The organism is Leifsonia araucanica, assembly GCF_051161895.1.
Classification (GTDB): Bacteria; Actinomycetota; Actinomycetes; order Actinomycetales; family Microbacteriaceae; genus Leifsonia.
Genome location: NZ_JBMBTW010000002.1, coordinates 2,180,125 through 2,197,934, shown reverse-complemented (window position 1 = coordinate 2,197,934; position 17,810 = coordinate 2,180,125). Strand labels below are relative to the sequence as shown.

19 protein-coding genes are annotated in these 17,810 nt (G+C 69.0%); 4 read left to right on the top strand and 15 right to left on the bottom strand.

The window, feature by feature from the left end:
• Window positions 1-45: 45 nt before the first annotated feature.
• Window positions 46-711 (top strand): HxlR-like winged helix-turn-helix transcriptional regulator, encoded by a 666-nt coding sequence (locus tag ACN6M5_RS10550; RefSeq protein ID WP_434949607.1) that lies wholly within the window; start codon window positions 46-48, stop codon window positions 709-711.
• On the opposite strand, the gene ACN6M5_RS10545 is transcribed toward ACN6M5_RS10550, so the two are convergent.
• From ACN6M5_RS10545 to ACN6M5_RS10530, 4 genes are all read right to left on the bottom strand, one after another.
• Complete coding sequence (locus tag ACN6M5_RS10545; RefSeq protein WP_085369106.1) at window positions 708-1,088, bottom strand: SHOCT domain-containing protein; 381 nt, start codon at window positions 1,086-1,088, stop codon at window positions 708-710. The genes ACN6M5_RS10550 and ACN6M5_RS10545 overlap by 4 nt on opposite strands.
• A gap of 2 nt (window positions 1,089-1,090) precedes the next feature.
• Entirely contained in the window at window positions 1,091-1,492 is a 402-nt protein-coding gene (locus tag ACN6M5_RS10540; protein ID WP_085369044.1) for a DUF7144 family membrane protein, read from the bottom strand.
• Window positions 1,489-1,620, bottom strand: coding sequence for a hypothetical protein (locus tag ACN6M5_RS10535; RefSeq protein WP_434949604.1), 132 nt, complete (start codon window positions 1,618-1,620; stop codon window positions 1,489-1,491). The genes ACN6M5_RS10540 and ACN6M5_RS10535 overlap by 4 nt, the downstream gene beginning before the upstream one ends.
• 117 nt (window positions 1,621-1,737) lie before the next feature.
• The gene (locus ACN6M5_RS10530; protein WP_434949602.1) at window positions 1,738-1,950 is read right to left on the bottom strand and encodes a DUF8691 family protein; all 213 of its coding nucleotides are present in this window, start codon (window positions 1,948-1,950) and stop codon (window positions 1,738-1,740) included.
• Between the two features lie 189 nt (window positions 1,951-2,139).
• Here ACN6M5_RS10530 and ACN6M5_RS10525 point away from each other — a divergent pair, with 189 nt between their 5' ends.
• Window positions 2,140-4,716: a winged helix-turn-helix domain-containing protein gene (locus tag ACN6M5_RS10525; protein WP_434949601.1), complete on the top strand. Its 2,577-nt coding sequence runs from the start codon at window positions 2,140-2,142 to the stop codon at window positions 4,714-4,716.
• A 10-nt stretch (window positions 4,717-4,726) separates the two neighbouring features.
• On the opposite strand, the gene ACN6M5_RS10520 is transcribed toward ACN6M5_RS10525, so the two are convergent.
• The 10 genes from ACN6M5_RS10520 to ACN6M5_RS10475 form a co-directional block, all read right to left on the bottom strand.
• The gene (locus ACN6M5_RS10520; protein WP_434949600.1) at window positions 4,727-5,242 is read right to left on the bottom strand and encodes a hypothetical protein; all 516 of its coding nucleotides are present in this window, start codon (window positions 5,240-5,242) and stop codon (window positions 4,727-4,729) included.
• An 81-nt stretch (window positions 5,243-5,323) separates the two neighbouring features.
• The gene (locus ACN6M5_RS10515) at window positions 5,324-7,237 is read right to left on the bottom strand and encodes an arabinofuranosidase catalytic domain-containing protein (RefSeq protein ID WP_434949599.1); all 1,914 of its coding nucleotides are present in this window, start codon (window positions 7,235-7,237) and stop codon (window positions 5,324-5,326) included.
• Between the two features lie 106 nt (window positions 7,238-7,343).
• Window positions 7,344-8,450: a LacI family DNA-binding transcriptional regulator gene (locus tag ACN6M5_RS10510; protein WP_434949598.1), complete on the bottom strand. Its 1,107-nt coding sequence runs from the start codon at window positions 8,448-8,450 to the stop codon at window positions 7,344-7,346.
• Between the two features lie 49 nt (window positions 8,451-8,499).
• Window positions 8,500-10,329: a glycoside hydrolase family 2 protein gene (locus tag ACN6M5_RS10505; RefSeq protein WP_434949597.1), complete on the bottom strand. Its 1,830-nt coding sequence runs from the start codon at window positions 10,327-10,329 to the stop codon at window positions 8,500-8,502.
• A 2-nt stretch (window positions 10,330-10,331) separates the two neighbouring features.
• The gene (locus ACN6M5_RS10500) at window positions 10,332-11,657 is read right to left on the bottom strand and encodes a family 1 glycosylhydrolase (RefSeq protein ID WP_434949596.1); all 1,326 of its coding nucleotides are present in this window, start codon (window positions 11,655-11,657) and stop codon (window positions 10,332-10,334) included.
• Window positions 11,654-12,508, bottom strand: coding sequence for a carbohydrate ABC transporter permease (locus ACN6M5_RS10495; protein WP_434949595.1), 855 nt, complete (start codon window positions 12,506-12,508; stop codon window positions 11,654-11,656). The genes ACN6M5_RS10500 and ACN6M5_RS10495 overlap by 4 nt, the downstream gene beginning before the upstream one ends.
• Entirely contained in the window at window positions 12,498-13,448 is a 951-nt protein-coding gene (locus ACN6M5_RS10490; protein ID WP_434949594.1) for a carbohydrate ABC transporter permease, read from the bottom strand. The genes ACN6M5_RS10495 and ACN6M5_RS10490 overlap by 11 nt, the downstream gene beginning before the upstream one ends.
• Window positions 13,445-14,701, bottom strand: coding sequence for an ABC transporter substrate-binding protein (locus ACN6M5_RS10485; protein WP_434949593.1), 1,257 nt, complete (start codon window positions 14,699-14,701; stop codon window positions 13,445-13,447). Before ACN6M5_RS10485 ends, ACN6M5_RS10490 begins: the two co-directional genes overlap by 4 nt.
• Before the next feature lie 169 nt (window positions 14,702-14,870).
• Window positions 14,871-15,308, bottom strand: coding sequence for an Hsp20/alpha crystallin family protein (locus ACN6M5_RS10480; RefSeq protein WP_085369034.1), 438 nt, complete (start codon window positions 15,306-15,308; stop codon window positions 14,871-14,873).
• Between the two features lie 88 nt (window positions 15,309-15,396).
• Entirely contained in the window at window positions 15,397-15,642 is a 246-nt protein-coding gene (locus ACN6M5_RS10475) for a hypothetical protein (RefSeq protein WP_434949592.1), read from the bottom strand.
• Between the two features lie 263 nt (window positions 15,643-15,905).
• Between ACN6M5_RS10475 and ACN6M5_RS10470 the strand changes: the two genes are divergently transcribed.
• Window positions 15,906-16,373 (top strand): hypothetical protein, encoded by a 468-nt coding sequence (locus tag ACN6M5_RS10470; RefSeq protein ID WP_434949591.1) that lies wholly within the window; start codon window positions 15,906-15,908, stop codon window positions 16,371-16,373.
• Between the two features lie 25 nt (window positions 16,374-16,398).
• Here the strand turns inward: ACN6M5_RS10470 and ACN6M5_RS10465 are convergent, their stop codons facing one another.
• Complete coding sequence (locus tag ACN6M5_RS10465; RefSeq protein ID WP_085369031.1) at window positions 16,399-16,938, bottom strand: TetR/AcrR family transcriptional regulator; 540 nt, start codon at window positions 16,936-16,938, stop codon at window positions 16,399-16,401.
• Between the two features lie 74 nt (window positions 16,939-17,012).
• Between ACN6M5_RS10465 and ACN6M5_RS10460 the strand changes: the two genes are divergently transcribed.
• A complete protein-coding gene (locus tag ACN6M5_RS10460) occupies window positions 17,013-17,726 on the top strand; it encodes an SDR family NAD(P)-dependent oxidoreductase (protein ID WP_434949590.1) in 714 nt (237 codons plus the stop codon).
• Window positions 17,727-17,810 lie beyond the last annotated feature (84 nt).

Genomic DNA, 17,810 nt, shown 5'->3' with positions numbered 1-17,810 from the left:
TAAAGCACACTGCAATTAATGAAGTCAAGTGGTAGAGTGACATTCATGACGAACCAGCACTACGGGCAGTTCTGCGGTCTGGCGCGCGCGGCGGAGATCGTCGGCCAGCGCTGGACGCTGCTCATCCTGCGCGACCTCAGCGTCGGGGCCCGCCGATACTCCGACCTGGCGAGCGGCCTCCCGGGCATCCCGACCAACACCCTGGCCTCCCGGCTGAAAGACCTGGAGGACGAGGGGATCGTCGCCCGCGTGGCGCCGTCGGGGGCCGAGCGTTCCATCGTCTACGAGCTCACGCCGCGCGGCGACGAGCTGCGCCCGGTGCTGGATGCCCTGTCCCGCTGGGGAGCCGCAGGGATGCGGACCCCGCGCGACGGAGAGATCGTCACCACCGCATCCATCACGGCCGCACTGCGGGTGGCAGCAGGGGACGGCGTCGTCCCGCAGGACTGGAACAGCGCGTACACGGTGCGCGTCGGCGACATCGAGGCGCACGTCGTCATGCGCGACGGCGCCATCGAAGTCGGCCAGGGCCCGGCGGAGCAGCCGGACCTCGTGATCACGGCCGGCCCGCAGATCCGGGATGTGATGGCGGGCGAGCTGGACGCGCCGACGGCCGTCGCCACCGGCGTCGTGCAGCTCGAGGGCGATGCGTCGCTGTTCGAGCGGTTCGCGGCGACGCTGCGCGTGCCGTACAGCCCGAACGCGGCCTAAGCCGCGAGCAGGCGCGCCTTCAGCGAGTCGAACTCCGCCTGGCTGATGGTCCCGTTGTCGAGCAACGTCTTCGCCTTCGCGATCTCATCGGCGGGCGACGACGTGGAGGCGACCGTGCGGATGTACGCGTCGGTCTCCCCCTGCGCACTCTGGACCTCGGCCATCTTCCTGCGGGCCATGCTCGGTCCGCGCGCGATGAGGTAGACCAGCGCGGTGATGAACGGCACGAAGACCAGGAAGATGATCCAGATCGCCTTCAGCCAGCCGTTCAGCTCGTGGTCGCGGAAGATGTCGGCGATGATCGAGAAGAGCACCATCAGGTACGAGATCCAGACGAAGATCCAGAACGAATACACCACGAAATCCCAGAAGTTCATGATCATGCCTCCGTGTGCTGGCGACCGCCGTGGGTTGTCACGGCGTAGATGATGAGCACGTCCATTGCGATGACGATCGCCGACCACCACGGCTGGGCCGGGATGAGCACCAGCTGGCCGAGCGCGCTCAGCACGGCCAGGATGATGGCGACGATCCGCGCCCACGTCTGACCGGCGAACAGGCCGCCGGCGGTGAGGACGATGAGGATGCCGATGATGAGGTTCCACCATCCCCATCCGGAGATGTCGAGCATGAACAGCGTCCCGTGCGAGACCACGTAGTACGGGTCGGGCGCGAAGATCGCGACGATGCCCTGGAGCACGCTGAACAGGCCGGACAGCAGCACGACGACCGAGGCGAAGACGCCCCAGGAGCTGTTCATGCTCCGGTCGGCCGTCGTCATGCTGCCACTCCTCTGGCTGCCGGGCCGTTCGTGGGCCGCTGGACGGGCGCGGCGCTCTGCAGGGCCGCCGTGATGTCGATGGAGTGCGTTGCCGGAGTGCTGACCGCTGCCGGGTCGATGTGTGACATGGATTCCTCCGATGACCGCAGTTCGAGCGAACTGATGGTGCCGAAAGTAGTGGGGCACGGTTCGGGCGGCATCACCCCCGGGGGATGAGATCGGCCGTCTACTCGCTCCTCTTCTTCTCACACCTGATCCACCCTGTTCACCGAGATCAGTTCCGCCGTCAGGTCGGCCAGCATCGCGAGCACGCCCTGGAGTCGTGCCTGGTCGGGGACCTCCCCGAGCAGGTACGTGTTGCCGTCCTCGACACGGGTGACCGTGAATCCTTCCAGCGCTTCGATCAGCGGAAGGCTCAGTGTGCCTTTCACCACGATCTCGAAAACCTCGGTGTGCACCGCTGACCCTCCCAACGGGCGTCGGCCGGAATCGTCACGTCCCCCTCATGGTCCGCGCGTCCGGCGTTCGCGTCATCATCCTCGGAGGGTGATGCCTGCGCTGGCCGGGAGCAGCGCCGCGTGCCACACTGAGAGGATCCCCAGGAGGGCGGCGACATGCTCGCAGGCCGATACGTACCGACATACGCTGTGGACAGACCGCAGCTGCTGCATGAACTCGATGTCGCCCTCGATCACCCGCTGACTCTGCTGGTCGCCCAGGCCGGCTCGGGCAAGTCAGTGCTGGTAAGTCAGTGGGTCGAGTCGCATCCCGAGGTCTGTTTCGCCTGGATGGATGTGGTCGGGGCCGACGGGGACGCCACCGTCTTCGGCGCTCACCTCATCGACGCGCTGGTCGAGAGCAGCCCGGCGTGCGGCGACATCGCCGCCATCGTCCTGGGTGCCGGGACCCCGTTCGGCCGCGCGTTCGTCACGGCGCTCGTCCCGAAGCTCAGCGCGACGGCGCAGATCGTGATCGTCCTCGAAGACCTGCACCACCTGAGCGAGCCGGCGCTGCTGGCCGAGCTGGGCGAGGCGGTCGCGCTGCTGCCGCCCAACATCCACCTGCTGATCACCAGCCGCTCCGACTCTCCCGTGGCGTGGACGGGCGTTCGACTGCGCTACGAGGTCCCCGAGCTGCGGCAGGCCGCGTTCGCGATGTCGTACGACGAGTCCGCGCAGCTGGTGGCCACGATCACCGGGCGCGAACTCGACAGAGCGAGCGTCGCGACCCTGCTGGACAGGACGGAGGGGTGGGTGGCCGGCATCCAGATGGCCGCGATGACCCTGCGGCTCCGTCGAGACTCCACCCAGTTCATCGCCGAGTTCGGCGGCTCGGACCGGCTCGTCGCCGACTACCTCACGGGAGAAGTGCTCGGCGCGCTGCCTCCCGGCGACCGCGAGACGCTGTTCGAGCTGTGCGCTCTCGACTATTTCAGCGCCGAACTGCTCTCCGACCTCGGCCTGGGCGAGCGCAGCTCCGACCTCATGGGCAGGCTCGAACGCCAGTCCCTCTTCCTCGTGCCGCTGCGCGACTCCCGCGAGTGGTTCCGGTTCCACCAGCTGTTCCGCGACCTGCTCCGCTACCGGATGCGGTCGGAGGCGCCGGGCACGGAGGCCAGGATCCTGGAGGGCGCCGCCGCGTGGCACCGTGCTCACGGCGACGAGGGCATCGCGGTCGAGTACCTGCTCAGGGCGCACGACTGGGAGAGCGCGATCGACGTCATCCTCGACTCGGCGGTCGAGGCGATCGAGGCGGCGGACGTCGGCTCCCTCGCGCGCTGGCTGGGTGCGCTGCCCGCCGACGTGCTCGCCGAGCGGGTGGATGTGCAACTGCTGCTGGGCATCCTCACCGGGATGAGCGGGGACGCCGGTCTGGCGGAGAACCGCCTGCGCGCCATCGCCGACCGGCCGGAGAGCACGCTGTTCGAGCGGGCGTGCGCACAGACGTTCCTCTCCGCGCTGGTGCACTGGGGGCACCGGCCCGAGGTGGCCATCGCCTGCGCGGAGCAGGCCCTGGCATCCATCGAGCGGATCGGGGACGCGCAGAGGCCGAGCAGGCTTCCCGGCGTCGACGCCATGACCACGATCGCCATGCTCTCGCTCGGCCGCGCCCACTTCCTCGTCGGGAACTTCGCCCAGGCCCGCCACTGGCTCACCGCGGCTCTCGCGACGGACGGCGCGGGGCACTCCGTCTGGCGCATCGCGGTGCTCGGCTCGCTCGCCCTGCTGAGTGCGTGGTGCGGCCGCACCGGCATCGCCGACCGCTACGCAGAGGACGCCCTCGCCCTCGCCCGCGAGACGAACAACTGGCGGCATCCGAGCACGGCGGAGGCGCACCTCGCACTGGCGCTGACCGCGATCGAGCGTGTGGAGCCCGGCCGTGCGAAGGCCGAATACCGTGAGGGGTTCGCCCGCATCGCGGCGACCGGTCGCCGCCAGCTCTCCTGGGTCGCATACGCGGCGATCTGCGACGTGGTCGACCTGGCGGAGAACGACAGGCTCCCCGGGCCGCCGACGGGTCCGTCGCCGCCGGTCGTCGCCGACCGACTCCTCGCCAGGCAGAGCAGGTCGCTCCGGCTGAGCGGGGCGCCGGACAGCGCGAGGAGACTCTCGGACCGCTCCGGCGTGACCACCACGTCCGTGGTGTTCGAGGAGGCGGCGGCCGAGCTCGCTCTCGGGCATCCGGATGCGGCCAGGGAGTTCGTACGGCATCTCTCCGACCTGCCGGATGCTGCCGAACCGCTCGGCAAGGCCAGGGCGCTCATCCTCGAGTCGTGGTGCTCGGCGGCTGTCGGGCTGGACGACAGGGCCGACGGCCTGCTGTCCGAGGCGATGGACATCGCGGACAGGCACGGGCTCGTCCGGGTCTTCCTCCAGGCAGGCACGGTGGTCGTCCGGCGCGTGGAGCACCTGGCCGACGGGCTGTTCCACCCCACCTGCCTCGCCGTGCTCGCTGCAGCCGGCGACCATCCGGATGCGTCCGGCGAGCTCGAACCGGCCGGAGCGTTCACCGGTCGCGAGCTGGAGCTGATCGCCCTGCTGCCCACCCGGCTGACCAACACCGAGCTGGCGGCGAGGTTCGTCATCTCTGTGAACACCGTGAAGACCCACATGGCGCACATCTATCGCAAGCTGGGCGTGGCCAATCGCCGCGACGCCATTGCGAAGGCGACGCAGTACGGGTTGATCGACAGAGCGGCGACCGTGCTCGAGGCGTCGCGCTGACGTTCGCCGGTCAGCGCGCCGGCGGCGGGGGCGGCGGTGTGCTCGTCGTGCCGTCGCTGCCGCCCATGTCCATCCGCGGCTCGCTGTGGCGCGGCTCGCGGCGGTCGTCGTCGACGGCCCGGTCGGCTGCCGTTGTCCGGTCGGCCTCCACGGTCCGGTCGGCCTCCACGGTCCTCGCACCGTTCTTATCCGTGCGCACGTCGGGGTCGACCGCGTCGGCCTTCGACAGCTTCTCGTCGACCGATGCGCGGGCGTCGCGCGCCTCGGCGGCGTGCGCCTCAGCGTCGCGGCGTCGCCGTTCGGCTTCGACCTCCGCCTGCTTCGCGTCCGCCTCGGCCTGGGACGCCTTGGCCTCCCGTTCGCGCGCGGCGAGGTCGTCGTCGCGGGCGGCGACCCGGAGCTCCTCCGCCCGGTGCCGGTCGAGTTCCTGCTTCCGTCGCCGTCCCGCTGTCATGGCGATCACGACGATGATCGCGATCACCACCACCACGACGACGATCAGGATGATCCATCCGGTTGTGTTCATGTCGGGTCATCGTACGCGCGCGGCGCCGGCGGGCTAGTGGGTGGCCCGGATGCGCATCGCGTCCAGGCCACCCACCGCCGCTCAGTTCAGGACGAACCGCTGGGCTGGAGCCCCGTTGCACACCCAGATCCGCAGCGCCGTCCCGTTGGCGGTCGCGCCGTTCGGGGAGTCGAGGCAGTATCCGGATGCGGGGTTCAGCAGAGCCCCGTTTGCCTGCGGCACCCAGTGCTGGCCGCCGACGTTGTTGCAGTCGTACAGTTCGACGCCGGTGCCCATCACCGTGGAGTTGCCGTCGATGTCGAGGCAGCGGCCGATGGTCCGCACGCTCTGGTCGGCGGGGTTGTACGTCCACTGCTGGTCGCGCGCCTCCGCCCGGCCGCCCGGTGCGCCGGTGACCACGTTCTGGCAGGTCCAGAGCTGCACGACCCCTCCGTTGCCGTTCACGTCGTCGCCGGCGACGTCGACGCACTTCGACGCGGCGCCGGCCACCGGATAGAGGATCGGGGTCGCGACGGTGAACTTCTGCGCGGCGGCGCCGTTGCAGGTCCAGATCCTCAGCGGCGTGCCGTTGGCCGTGTTGCCGTTCGGCGCATCCAGGCAGAGACCGGATGCGGGGTTCTTGATCGAGCCGTCGGCCTGCGGGATCCACTGCTGGCCGCCAGCACCGTTGCAGTCGTAGAGCTCGACGCCCGTTCCGAGGGTCGTCACGTTGCCGTCGACGTCGAGGCAGCGGCCGAGCGTGTTGAGCGTTCCCTCACGCAGCGCGCTGCCGACCCAGTGCTGATCGGCGGCGAGGGTCTTGCAGTCCCACAGCTGCACCGTGGCGAGGTTGCCCCCGACGTCGTCCCCTGCCACGTCGACGCACTTCCCGCCAGGCCCGACGATGGTCCTGCCCGGACCGCCGCCCGTGCTCACGCCCTGGTAGTTCTGGGCGACGATGTTCGTCTGCACGGCGTTCTCGGTGGCGTCCGTCGCGTATCCGCTGGTCATCACGCCCTCGAAGAAGGACTGCGTGCCGCGGTTGGAGTTGTCGCCGCCGGCTCCCAGCCCGATCGAGCCCTCGAGCTTCATCGGCTTCCAGGTGCTGCCGAACCGGTCTGTGCCGTCCGGCAGGGCGCCGTTGTACCAGGTGGAGAGTCCGCCGGACTGCGCGTTGCCTCCCTTGAGCGCGAACGTGTCGACGCCGTTGTTCTTGAGCACGGCGGTGACGAATTTGGATGCGTTGCCCTGGTTGGGCGTCCACACAGCGGTCTTGCCCTGGAAGACGCCCTCTTCGAGGTCGGCCTGCACCCACGGGCCGTGCCCGGTGGCTCCGTTCGCGCCGAGGGTGGAGAGGTTGAGCGTGTCCATGTGCCCTGCGCCGGTGTCGACGGTGTCGGTCTCGACGTTCCCGAAGTCGGAGCAGCACGCGCTGTTGACGTTCGTCCCGCTGGCGACCATGTACATCGACTCCGGGCTCGCGCCGCGTGCCGTGCCGATGGTCACCGTGCTCGACCGGCGGTATGCGACCCCCGGTGGAAGGTAGAGGCCGTATGCCTTCGTCCCGGCGACCGTGATGGGCAGCGCGCCGGCGTCCGCGGGGGCGTTGGCCGCTCCCTGCTCGCCGGCCGGGGCGGGCGTGAGGTCGTTGTGGTTGGGGGACTGGTCGTACACGATCGGGATGACGCAGGTCGTGCCGGAGCAGAAGGTGTCCTGCTGCGTCGCGTCGGCGTATCCGCCTGCCGAGAGCACGCCTATGTTCCTGGTGGCGCCGTCGGAGGCGCGCTTCACCTGGTAGAGCGGGCCGTTGTACGAGGCGTAGAGGGCGCGCGCCGGGCTGTACGCCGCGACGCAGGGCGTTCCGCCCGCCGCGTAGATGTCGCACGGACCGTCGCCGGCCGCCGAAGCGGGGGCGGGGGCCGCCAGAGGGGAGAAGACGAGGGCGAGTACGAGGGTGAAGAGGCCCAGCGCGGCGGTGAGATACCGCTTGCCGGTCGTCGTTGAGACGGTGTGCACGGTGTTTCCTTCCTTTCCAGCGTCGTTGCTTGCAGGAGCTTCATCGTTAAAGCATCGGCGAAAACGAGTGCTTTAACGATTAAACAGAGTGTATGGCCCGCGAGCGTCAGCCCGCTACCCCTCCCGTGCCGGCCGGCGCGACCGGGACCACGACCGCGTCGGCCTCCGTCGCGTCCTGAGCCGTGCATCCACAGGACTGCCGCAGCACCAGGTCGACGCCCACTTCGTGCCGCTGCCAGCCGTCGACCCCCGCCATGATCTCGAACAGCCGCTCGCTCGCGATCCGGGCGATCCGCTGCGCGGGCACGCGCACGGTGCTGATGCTCGGTGTGGTCACCCGCGCGAGCCCGAAGTCGTCGAAGCCGACGATCGCGACAGCGCCCGGCACGTCGATGGATGCGCTCCGCAGCGTCGTCAGCGCGCCGAACGCCATGTCGTCGTTGGCGGCGACGATCCCGTCGAACGCGGAGACGCCGTCGCCCAGCTCACGCACCGCTGCCACGCCGGAGGCCTCGCTGAGGTCTCCCTCGATGACCAGCGACGCATCCTCCACGCCGTGGGCGCGCACCGCATCCAGGAATCCGTCGCGCCGGTCCGCGCCGGTCTGGTGATCGAGCGGACCGGAGAGGTGGAGCAGTCTGCTCCTGCCGTGCGCCGTGATCAGGTGCTCGGTGATCGCACGGGATGCCCCACGGTCGTCGATGCCGACGGTCACCGCCGACGGAAGGTACGGGAAGTTGCCGATCATCACGACGGGCAGGCCGCTCGCGATCAGGCGCTCGACGGTCGGGTCGTCGATCGCCGCGCTCGTGAGGATCGCGCCGTCCGCGCTGTTGGAGCGCATGACGCGCTCGTACGCGGCCAGCCCGTGTTCGTTGTCCGGGTTCGTGGAGACGAGCAGCTGCACGTCGTTCTCGTTGGCGACGGAGGAGGTGCCCTCGAGCACCAGCATGAAGTAGCTGTGCCCGAACACGTGCGTCGCCGTGGTGGGGACGATCAGCGCGATGGTGCCTGCGTGCTGGCTGCGCAAGGCGCGGGCGGCCGAGCTGGGCACGTAACCGAGCTCCGACGCGGCGGCGAGCACGGCCTTGCGCGTGTCGTCCCCGATGCGCGGCTTCCCGGCGAGGGCCATCGAGACGGCTGACGGGGTGATGCCCACCTTCTCGGCGATGTCGCGAAGGGTGACGCGCCTGGCGCTCGCCCGTTCTGGCATGTCCGGTTCCTTCCCGTGGGGGCCTCGCCCGTGCGATCCTTACCGTATCTCATGACGGTTCTGCGGCCCCGGTGACGATCTCCCGGATGGTGCGCGCGGCGAGCTTGGGCGTCCTGTCCTCCCTGCAGAGTCCGTTCGCCTCCTGCATCGTGTCCGTCAGCTGCGTGTAGCAGGTGCCGGCGAGCACGGTGCTGGCCTGCACCGCCCGGTAGAGGGAGCGCAACCGGTCCTCGAACTGCTCGTGCGTGTCTGCCGTCGAGTACCCCCAGCTGTCCTCCGCGGCCGGGCCGCTTCCCGCGGCGAACTCGATGCCGCCGAACTCCGTCAGCATCAGCGGGGCGTCGTCGCGCAGCGCGTCGGTGAGCACCATCGCCCGCCCGCACGGGCCGATGCCGTGCCGGAGGGCGTCGCGGGCGGCTCCGTCGAGGTACCGTGATCGCACCGTCTCCGGGTCCGCGTCGTAGTCGTGCACGGAGAGGATGTCCGATTCGAGGTGTTCCCAGCCGTCGTTCGTGATCACCGGACGCGTCGGGTCGAGTGCCCTGGTCAGGTCGGCCAGGCCGCGGGCGAACGCGCGCTGCGCCGGCGAGTGCGCGATGTCCTGCACGCCCCAGCTCTCGTTCAGCGGCACCCAGGTGATCACGGAGGGGTGCGACCGATCGCGGTCGACCGCGCGCATCCACTCGCTGGTCAGCCGCTCGACCGCCGTCGCGGAGAACACGTACGCCGCCGGCGCCTCCGCCCACAGCATCAGCCCGAGCCTGTCCGCCCAGTAGAGGAAGCGCGGGTCCTCGATCTTCTGGTGCACTCTGGCGGAGTTGAAGCCGAGCGACAGGATCAGCTCCACCTCGTGCAGGAGCGCCCGTTCATCCGGTGCGGCCAGGTGCGACTGCGGCCAGTAGCCCTGACTGAGCACGGAACGGAGGACGACGGGACGGTCGTTGAGCAGGAAGCTGCCGTCGCGCGCATCCACCGACCGCAGCCCGAGGTAGCTGTACACGGTGTCGGAGTCGCCGCCTTGTGTCTCGACGGTGACGGTCGCATCCACCAGGACAGGCGAATCCGGCGACCACAGGATGCGGTCGCGGTCCTGCCCGTTCCGCAGCCGGGGCACCGTGATCTCGCCGACATGGCGTTGGCTGCCCACCGCGGTGGTGAGCTCGGCGATCGTCTCGTCGCCCAGCAGCAACCGGATGCGGCAGCGTGTGCCGGGCGCCGGAGGCCGGTTCAGGTTCACCTCGAACGCGACCGCTGCACTCGGCACATCCGGGGTCAGGTGCAACTGCTCGACGAACACCTCGGGCGTCGCTTCGAGCCAGACCGGCTGCCAGATCCCGGTGGTGCGCCGGTACCAGATGATGTGCGCGTCTTCCTGCCAGTCCTGCTTGCCGCGCGGCTGCTCCACGTCGGCGGCCCTGTCTTCGGCCCGCACCGTGATGAGCTGCACGCCGCCGTCGACGATCGCGGTCGTGATGTCGAGGGTGAACGGCGTGTGGCCGCCCTCGTGGCTGCCGACCGGGATGCCGTTCAGCCACACGCTCGCGCGGTAGTCGACAGCACCGAAGTGCAGCAGCACGCGGGGCCGGCCGGAGGAGAAGCCCGCTTCGAGCACGTCCTCCCACGACACCTCTCTCTGGTACCAGACCACGTCGTGGAAACGGTCGTCTCCGACCCCGGATGCAGGGCTCTCCGGCGGGTACGGCACGGCGATGGTCCCTGCCAGCCGGTGGCCGGCGGCGTGCCAGCCCTCCCGCTCGCCGACCTCTGTATCGTCGTACGCGAACCCCCAGGTGCCGTCGAGCTCGGCCCAATCCTCCCTGAGTAGCTGCGGCCTGGGCCGCGCGACGGTCAGCGCGCTCGCCCGGAGCGTCCCCGCCACGTTCAGAGACCTTCCGGCAGTGCTGCCGCTTCGCGCGGGAACGACGGCGCTGCCTCCGTCGGCGTGCGCAGGAGGGACCCGTCGTCGCCCTCGCTCAGCTCGATCAGCCCCATCCTGCGCAGGAAGGGGGTAACCCCGGCTGCCGGGTCGGCGAACGTTTCCGATGTCGCGTCGTGCGAGGTCTCCGGATGCAGCACGAACTCCTCCACGTTGCGCCCGCCGGAGGCGAACGACCAGTCGACGAAGTCGAGCAGCGGCCACCAGGTGAGGCCGCGGATGTCCACGCCCTCGCCGTGCAGCGTGCGCACGGTCTCGGTCGCGGCCTCCAGCCAGTCGCGGCGCACCCGCTGGGTGCCCTCGATGCTCGTCTCCGTCACCAGCATCGGCATCCCGTACCGCTCCTCCCAGCGGAGCAGCACCGTGCGGAGCCCGTCCGCCCAGCGGTTCGCGGTGACCTGCCTGGTGGCCCCGTCGACCACCTCCAGGATGCGCGGGGTCAAGTCTGGGTAGTAGTTGACGCCCAGGATGTCGATGGCGGGAGCGCCGGAAAGCAGCTCGGCCAGGTGCTCCTCTGCCGCCCCGTTGCCGGTGAGCCAGTCGTGCAGCGGGTGCGCGGCATCCACTCTGCCCAGGATGAGGTCGCTGGGCAACGTGGACAGCGAGCGCAGCAGCTCGACCTCGGCCAGCAGCGCGTCGTCCGTCGTCTCGTAGAGCTGCGACGCCTCGACGTGGACCACGACGGCGCCGGGGTTCGCATCCCGGATCGCGGCGACCGCCCGCTGCACGCCCCTGGCGATCCCGACCGCCACGGTCGTCCAGCCGTCCCAGCCGGTCAGCGCGGGCGGCCAGACGCCGCGCAGCCCGCAGAACGACGCCGTGGTGATCGGCTCGTTGAGCGGCGTGATGTGGTCGACCACTCCGCGGTAGCGTTCCGCGAACGCCCCCGCGAACTCCGCGAGCGCCTCCGGGAACACCGGGTCGGCGAACGAGCCGTCGAGCCAGGTCGGCGTCCCGTAGTGCACCAGGTCGGCGATCACCGTGAGGCCGAGCTCGTTCACGGCGACGTCGATCCGCTCGTCCAGCGCGCTCCAGTCGAAGCGGCCAGGAGCGACGTGCACGAGCGGCCAGCTGACCCCGTAGCGCAGGCCGGTCGCCCCGAGCCCGGATGCGGTGGCCAGGTCCTCCCGCCAGTGCTCGTCGTGCCCGGTGAGCGCGAACTCGTTGAGCGCGCCCATCGACGAACCGGGGGCCGGATAGACGCAGGTGTCCTCGATGCCGATCAGCCAACGCAGCCGGTCGTGGGGGAAGCCTTCGATGAATGTGGTCACTTGAGTCCTGTCGTTGCGACGCCGGCGACGAAGTATCGCTGCGCGAGGAAGAAGGCGATGGCGATGGGGAGCAGCGAGATCACGGCTCCGGCCATCAGCACGGCGTGGTCGGTCACGTGCTGTCCGCCGAACAGCGCGAGCCCGGCGGGGAGGGTGCGCATCTCGGAGGTGCTGGTGACGACGAGCGGCCAGAGCAGGTCGTTCCAGAGCGCGGTGAAGTTGAGCACGGCGACCGTCGCGATGGCCGGCTTCGCCAGGGGCAGGATGATCTGCCAGTAGATGCGGAGGTGTCCTGCCCCGTCGATCCTGGCGGCCTCGTCGAGGTCGCGCGGGATGGAGACGAAGAACTGACGGAACAGGAAGATGCCGAACGCACTGGTGGCGCGCGGGATGATCAGCCCCTGGTAGGTGTTCAGCCAGTCGAGGTGGAACAGCTCGAGGAACACCGGGATGAGGGTGACCTGGAACGGCACCATCAGGGTGACGAGCACCAGCCAGAACGCGATGTTCCTGCCCGGGAAGTCGATCCTGGCGAGCGCATACGCGCACATCGAGTCGAACAGCAGGGTCAGCAGGGTGGTGACTCCGGCGAAGACGATCGTGTTGAACACCAGCAGCAGGAACGGCAGCTGCTCCCACACGCCCTGGTAGCCGTGCAGCGTCCACTCGGTGGGGAACAGGCTGGCCGGGTTGCTGAAGAGGTCCTTCTCGGTGCGGAACGAGGTGGACAGCATCCAGATGAAGGGGACGAGGGCGAGCACGAGCCCCACGCCGACGAAGATCCACTTCGAGACGTCCGCGAAGCGGGTGGATGGCCGGACCGTGCGCCGGCGCAGCGTGTCAGTCGACATCGTTGTACCTGAAGATTCTGAGTTGGAGGGCGGAGATGACGACGATCACGAGGAACAGCGCCCACGAGATCGCCGCCGCGTATCCGGTGTGGAAGTTCACGAAACCCTCGCGGAACAGCAGGGTGACCAGGGTCTCCGTCGAGAACAGCGGACCGCCTCCCGTCATCACGTAGACCAGGTCGAACAGCTGGAACGACTGGATGGTCATGATGAGCGTCGCGAACAGCATCGTCGGCCGCAGTGCGGGGAGGGTGATGTAGCGCAGCAGGTTCACCGCGCCTGCGCCGTCGAGCCTGGCCGCTTCGTAACGCTCCGACGGGATGCCCTTGAGGCCGGCGATCAGGATGATCATGACGAATCCGGCGTTCTTCCAGATGTTCACGAAGATGATCGTCGGCAGGGCGAGCTCCGGCGACTGCAGGAACCCGACCTTGCCGAGGCCGAGCGCCGACGTGATCCCGCCGATGAGCCCGAGTTCGGGGTCGAGCAGGAACCGCCAGACCAGGCCGATCGAGGTCAGCGAGACGACGGTGGGGAAGAAGAACGCCGACCGGATGATGCGGGTGCCGAGTCCTTCCGCGGCGAGGGCGAGTGCCAGCGCGAGGCCGACCACGACGATCCCGACCACGGAGATGACCGTGATGAGCGTGGTGTGGACGAGCGCATCCCAGAATCGGGGGTCCTGGGTGAGCTTGATGTAGTTGTCGAAGCCGACCCAGGGCTGGTCGTCGGCGCCGATGGTCCAGTCGTGCAGGCTGTACCAGAACGACACCAGGATCGGCCAGAGCACGAAGACACCGAGGATGAGGAAGCTGGGGGCGATGAAGAGCAGGGCTGGGCCTGCGCGGAAGCGCCTGCGCTTCCGCGGCTGCTCTCCGTGTGCGGTGGGACGGGCCCGGGAGCCGTCGTGCGACTCCCGGGCCCTGGTGATGACGGTCATTTGCTGGAGCAGCCCGTGAGTTCGTCGATCTTCTTGGATGCGATGGATGTGCCGTCGTCGAGGCTGGTGCCCCTGGTGAGGCTGCCGATCAGCGGCACGTACGCGTCGGAGTCGACCTGGGTCGCGTTCGGCACCTGCGGGAGGTAGAGCCGCGAGTCCGGCACCTGCGACGAGAACACCTTCACGACCGGGTTGGCCGCGAGCTCCGAGTCGTCGGCGAGGTCGGTGCGCAGCGACGGGAAGCCGGTCGAGAGCGAGAACTTCTTCTGCGCGACCTTGCCCGTCCAGTACGCGAGGAACTCCTGCGCCTCCTCCGGGTGCTTGGTCTTGGCCGAGATCGCGAGCGGCGCCGTGGAGCCGAGGGTCACCGGCTTGCCGGACGCGGCGACGGGCACCTGCACGATGCCGAGGTCGATGCCGGCCTTCTTGTATCCGGGCGCCGCCCATGGCCCGTTGATCTCCATCGCGGCCTTGCCGGCGGAGAAGAGGGCGTCCGCTTCGGCCCCGGTGAGGCCGACGGGCGAGATCTTGTCGTTGACGACAAGGTCGACCCACGGCTTCAGGCTGTCCCGGCCCTTGGCGCTGGAAAGGACGCTGCAGTTCTTCGCGTCGACGATGTCGCCGCCTTCCAGCCACTGCAGCACCGGCCACATCTGGATGGTGTTGTTGTCGGCGAGCACGAGCCCGTACTTTCCGTCCGTGGTGAGCTTCTTGGCCGCCGCCTTGAGCTCGTCGACCGTGGTGGGCGGGGTGACGCCCGCTGCGGTGAAGAGCGCCTTGTTGTAGTAGAGGCTGAGCGTGGCGTAGTTGGCGGGCACCGCGTAGAGCTTGTCGTCGTACGTGAACTCGTCGACGAGCGCCGGCGCGAACTTCGAGACGTTGATCGTGGTCGCGGAGTCACCGGTCTTGGTGATCGGCAGCACCGACTTGGTCTTGACGTACTGCGCGATGACGTTGGGGTCGGAGGCCGGGGCGGCAATGTCCGGGCCCTGTCCGGTCATCCACGCGGACGGCAGCTTCTGCTGGATGGTGTCCCACGGCTCGGCCGACATGCTGACCGTGATCTTCTTCTGCGAGGCGTTGAAGTCCTTGACGATCTGTTCGTAGCCCGGTGCGTCTCCACCGGTGAATCCTGTCCACACCGTGAGCTTGACGGGATCGCCGGAGTTGGAGCCGCCACCGGAGCATCCGGTGGCGAGCAGGCCGACCGCGGTCGCGACCGCGACGACCGCGAGCTGTTTCTTGTAGCGCATGGAGTCTCTCCCTTGAGCGAAGGTAACGATGATCGGATGAATGGTGCTTCATCGTTAAAGCAGATAGTAGACGAGGAATGCGACAGAGCACAATGCAGTCGATCTGCGGTGGGGGAGAGACGTGACGGGGCGGGGTGGTTGCGGCAACCACCCCGCCCCGATGGCACTGCTAGGCGACGACCGCCTTCTGGTTCTCGTTCTGGTGGTCGGCGGCCGAGTCGACGCGGATCTTCCGCGGCTTGGCCCGCTCGACGACCGGGATGACGACGCTGAGCACGCCGTTGTCGTAGCTGGCGCTGATGCGCTCAGCATCGACGTCGTCGCCGATGGTGAACTGGCGCAGGTATGAGCCGAACGGCCGCTCCTGGGCCAGCCAGCGCGAGTTCTCCCGGTTGGCGGCCGATCGCTGCGCCCTGATCGTCAGAAGGTGACCGTCGACATCCACGTCGACCGAACCGGGGTCGACGCCGGGGAGGTCGGCGTTGAGCACGTACTGGTCACCCTCGCGAAACAGGTCGACGGGCATCAGCCGCGGCTGCCTGCTGGTGTCGAACACGCTCTGGGCGATCCTGTCCAGCTGGCTGAAAGGATCAAATGACATCGACATGGTGAGATTCTCCTTCCATCGGTGTGGCGGCACGGTGCCGCCGGGTTGTGTTCGTGGTGTCGGCATGGCCAGGCGTCCTGGCCCGGTGTCACGGTGGTGACCGGATCGATGCGCGCGGCTCCGGTGCTCGCGGTCCGCCGCGCGGATGCGACGTCGTCCGCCGATCGGGATGCGCGGCCGCGTCCCGCGACCGAGGAGCGTCGGCCGTCGTCGCCGGCGCATCCCAGAAGCCGGAGACGATCTGCTCGAACTCCGCGTCCACCCACTCCTGATCGGAGCAGAGGATCTCCGCGAACTCGTCCGCCGTCTGCTCGACCACGTCCGCCACTGTCACGGTTCATCACCTCCATACCTGTCGTCGCGTGCCGCCGCGAAGCCGGATGCCGAGGCCCGACCCCGCGACCCAGAGAGGATGTGGATCAGTTGATGCATATGTTTTACAACACTGTTCGATGGCTCGCAAGTGCTCCGAGCGCGCCTCCTCACCCCGGCCGGAACCGGGGGAGAACGCGTCCCTGCGGCGGCGCTCGACGAGCGGTTGTGGGTTCGGGCAGAATGGCGATCGACATCGAGACGGGGGGGACTGTGATGCCGACAGTGACGGGACCGAAGGTCGAACTGGGGGAGCTCTCACGGCTCCCCGCCGGACCCATCCTGGTCCGGCTGAGACGCGTGCTGATCACGACGGGCATCGCGGCGGTCGTCTACACGATGCTCTGCACGGGCAGTGTCGGCGCCTGCTCGGACAGCGGTGCATCGGATGGTGTGGTGCAGACCACTTGCAGGAACATCGCGCTGCGCCCGAGCTGGGTGGTCTACGCCGCCTTCGCGGTCATCCTGTTCGTCGTGATCGGCAGGATCGCCCGCAACTCGGCGACCGTCACGGATGCCCTGCGTCTCCTCGACCGCGCCGCCGGGCTGATCATCGTCATCGCGCTGGTCTCCGGCGCGATCGGGCTGACGTGGATGATGCTGCTGCCGATCGACACGCTCGCCGATGGCGGCGCGATCGTCTTCCCGTTCCCGTTCGGCTCGCCAGAGCTGACGGTCACGCACCACCCGTGACGCTCACGCGGCCTGCGGCCTCTGGTCAGTCCGCCAGCAGCATCCCGAACCACGGCTCGACCACCGCGGCGATGTCGTCGCTGTCGATGTCGAGCTCGGGGAGGTCGACGAAGTGCCTGGCGATCGTCATCCCGAGGATGCTCGACACCAGCACGGCCGCGCGCAGGCGGGCGTCGTCGCGGTCGCTCGTGCGCGCCAGGTTGTCGACCCGGTCTTCCAGGTAGTCGCGCATCACCGTCGCTGCCTCCGGCGAGGTGAGCATGGAGCGCACGAGTGCCTTGGTGTGCGGCGGCAGCTCGCGCAGCCGGAGATCCAGGACCTCCGCCAGGTGTTGCGGCACCTGCTCGGCGCTCAGGTCGGGCGCCGGCCGGACCGCCAGGGCGAACAGTGCCTGCTTCGAGCCGTAGTGCTGCAGCACGAGCGACGGGTCGACGCCCGCGCGCTGCGCGATTCCGCGCACGGTCGCGCCGTCGGCGCCGCGCTCGCCGAATTCGGTCTGTGCTGCCTCGAGGATCTTCGCGGCGGTCGCCGCTCGTCGCTCTGCCCGCGTCATCGGCTCATCCACGGCATTCACTCTACAACGGTTGAGTGAAAGTGGTACTGTTTCGCTCAACAACAGTTGAGTGAAACGAGAAGAACATGGACACACGCATGACCAGCCCGAACAGGACCGTGCTCGTGATCGGCGCATCCCGAGGGTTGGGGGAGGCGATCGTCGAGGAGTACGTCGCCCGCGGCTCCCGGGTCGTGGGAACCGTGCGCGGCGACGCGCCGACGCCCCTGCACGCCTTCGCCGAGCGGGCGGGAGACGCGGTCGAGATCGAGCACGTCGACATCACCAAACGGGACGAGGTGGATGCGCTGAGCAGGCGTCTCTCCGGGCGCACCTTCGACCTGCTGTTCGTCGTCGCCGGTATCGCGCTCGTCCCCCGGAACGCCATCGCCGCCGACATCCTGGACGACGAGTTCGAGCGGATGATGTACACGAACGTGCTCAGCGTGATCCGCACCGTCGAGGCGCTGGACGACCTGGTCGCGCCGGACGGCACCATCGCCGTCATGTCGTCCGGACAGGGGAGCGTCGCCAACAACCGCACCGGCGGATTCGAGGTCTACCGCGCCAGCAAGGCGGCGCTCAACCAGCTGATGCGCAGCTACGCGGCCCGGCACGACGGCGAGGATCGCGCGCTCCTGCTGACAGCCCCCGGCTGGGTGCAGACCGACATGGGCGGCTCGGGCGCGACGCTGCGCATCGAGGAGAGCATCCCGCCGCTGGTCGACACGGTGGATGCGCAACGCGGCGCGGCCGGCCTGCAGTACCTCGACAGGAACGGGGAGACGGTGCCGTGGTGACCGGGTCACTGGGTGCTCGGACGCTTCGGAGAAGTCATTCGTTCTGTGTAGCAAGACCCGTCGAGCGACGGATGAGGGCCACGC